Source organism: Achromobacter sp. (genome assembly GCF_036567245.1).
Lineage (GTDB): Bacteria > Pseudomonadota > Gammaproteobacteria > Burkholderiales > Burkholderiaceae_B > Achromobacter.
The window spans coordinates 1-2,373 of sequence record NZ_DATCUY010000513.1 but is presented as its reverse complement, the minus strand read 5'-3'; the positions used below and the strand labels follow the sequence as shown (position 1 = coordinate 2,373).

Below are 2,373 nucleotides of genomic sequence, written 5' to 3'. Positions count from 1 at the left end.
GCGCTGGCGGACGAGGGCTTGCTTGAACCGGCCAAGGCGGCTGAGGCCATCGCGCGTTACGGGATCCCCCCCGACGCCGTGTCCGCCGCCTTGCCGTAACGGGCGGCTGGCCTAGACCCGGCGTGCCAGCAGGGCCCAGATGCCTGCGGCGGACAGCATGGCGCCGCCGCCCAGGTTGAAGCCGCGCTGGGCGCGCGGCGAAGCCAGCAGGCGGCGGGCGGACCCGGCGAAGATGGCGTAGGCCATGGCGTTGATGCCGGCGCAGGCGACGAAGGTGGCCGACAGTATCCAGAGCTGGCGCGTCACGTCGCCCGCCGGGTCGATGAATTGCGGCAGGAAGGCCACGAAGAAGATGATGCCCTTGGGGTTCAGCGCCGTCACCAGATAGGTGTTGGCGAACAGCTTCCAGCGCGAACCCGACGCGGTGGCTGTGGGCAAGGTCGCGGGCGAGACCCCGGCGCGCAGCAGCTTGAAACCCAGGTACAGCAGGTACAGGCCACCTACGATCTTGACCACCGTGAACCAGAACGCCGACGTCGCCAGCAGGGCGCCCAGGCCCAGCAGCGACAGCAGCAGGGCGGTGGAGTCGCCCAGCGCCACCGCCAGCACCAGCGGCAGGCGGGCGCGCCTGCCTTGCGCGATGGAGTAGCTGATGACGGTGAGTATCGTGGGGCCGGGCAACATCACGAGGAGGGCGGACGCGCCCAGAAAGGCCAGCCAGGTTTCAAGCGACATGGGATCTGCTCCAGGGGTGGGGCTGCGCGCGGCGGCCAGCCTGCGGCAAACTGTATAGCAATCGCGGCCGCCTGCAAACCGCGCCCGGGAGGGCGCGAGCGCCGGGTAGTGTTAAATACAGCTTTCCCGGACAGTGAGCGCGGCGCTGCAAGGCGACGCGAAGGAAACACCATGGCATTCGATTTTGATCTGTTTGTGATCGGCGCGGGTTCTGGCGGCGTGCGCGCGGCGCGCTTCGCGGCCGGTTTCGGCGCGCGCGTGGCGGTGGCGGAAAGCCGTTACCTGGGCGGCACTTGCGTCAACGTGGGCTGCGTGCCCAAGAAGCTGCTGGTCTATGGCGCCCACTACAGCGAAGACTTCGAGCAGGCGCGCGGCTTCGGCTGGAACGCCGGCGAGCCCCGCTTCGACTGGCCTACGCTGATTGCGAACAAGAATCGGGAAATCGAGCGTCTTAACGGCATTTACCGAAATTTGCTGGTCAATAGCGGCGTGACCCTGCTGGAAGGCCATGCCCGCATCGTGGATCCCCATACGGTCGAGATCAACGGCAAGTCCTACAGCACCGCCAACATCCTGGTGGCGACCGGCGGCTGGCCGCAGGTGCCGGACATTCCGGGCAAGGAACACGCCACCACCTCGAACGAGGCTTTTTTCCTGAAGGAACTGCCGCGCCGCGTGCTGGTGGTGGGCGGCGGCTACATCGCGGTCGAATTCGCCTCCATTTTCAATGGCATGGGCGCGCAGACCACCCAGGTCTACCGCGGCCCGCTGTTCCTGCGCGGCTTCGACCAGGGCGTGCGCGAACATCTGCGCGACGAGCTGACCAAGAAGGGCATCGACCTGCGCTTCAATTCGGAAGTGACGCGCATCGACAAGCAGGCGGACGGCACGCTCGCCGCCACGCTGAAGGACGGCTCCGTGATCGAGGCCGACTGCGTGTTCTACGCCACCGGTCGCCGGCCGATGCTGGACAACCTGGGGCTGGAAAACACGGCGGTCAAGCTGGGCAAGGGCGGCTTCATCGAGGTGAATGACGAATACCGCACGGCCGAGCCTTCCATCCTGGCCATCGGCGACGTGATCGGCCGGGTGCCGCTGACGCCGGTCGCGCTGGCGGAAGGCATGGCGGTGGCGCGGCGCCTGTTCCGGCCCGAGGAATACCGCAAGGTCGACTACCAGCTGATTCCGACCGCGGTGTTCAGCCTGCCCAACATCGGCACGGTGGGCATGACCACCGAAGAGGCGCGCGCGGCGGGCCACGAGGTCAAGCTGTTCGAGAGCCGCTTCCGGCCCATGAAGCTGACCTTGACCGAGTCGCAGGAAAAGACGCTGATGAAGCTGATCGTGGACGCCAAGACCGACCGCGTGCTGGGCGTGCACATGGTCGGCCCGGACGCCGGCGAGATCGTGCAGGGCATCGCGATTGCACTGAAGGCCGGCGCGACCAAGCAGGTGTTCGACGAGACCATCGGCATCCATCCCACGGCGGCCGAAGAGTTCGTGACCCTGCGCACGCCCGTCGCCCAGTAAGGCGGGGCGCGCTACAGGCGTTCGATCATGGCGCGCGCCGCCATCGGCGCGCGTTCCTTCGTGCCATTGATGAAAAAGGCAAAGACGTCTCCGGGCCGCGCCTGCCTG

2 protein-coding genes are annotated in these 2,373 nt (G+C 67.2%); one reads left to right on the top strand and one right to left on the bottom strand.

Features of this window, described 5'->3' with window-relative positions; all coding sequences use genetic code 11:
• Positions 1-111: 111 nt before the first annotated feature.
• Positions 112-735: a LysE family translocator gene (locus VIR09_RS21615; RefSeq protein ID WP_332014714.1), complete on the bottom strand. Its 624-nt coding sequence runs from the start codon at positions 733-735 to the stop codon at positions 112-114.
• Between the two features lie 171 nt (positions 736-906).
• On the opposite strand from VIR09_RS21615, the gene gorA reads away from it, so the two are divergent.
• Positions 907-2,265, top strand: a complete 1,359-nt coding sequence (gene gorA, locus VIR09_RS21610; RefSeq protein ID WP_332014713.1) for a glutathione-disulfide reductase — start codon at positions 907-909, stop codon at positions 2,263-2,265.
• Positions 2,266-2,373 lie beyond the last annotated feature (108 nt).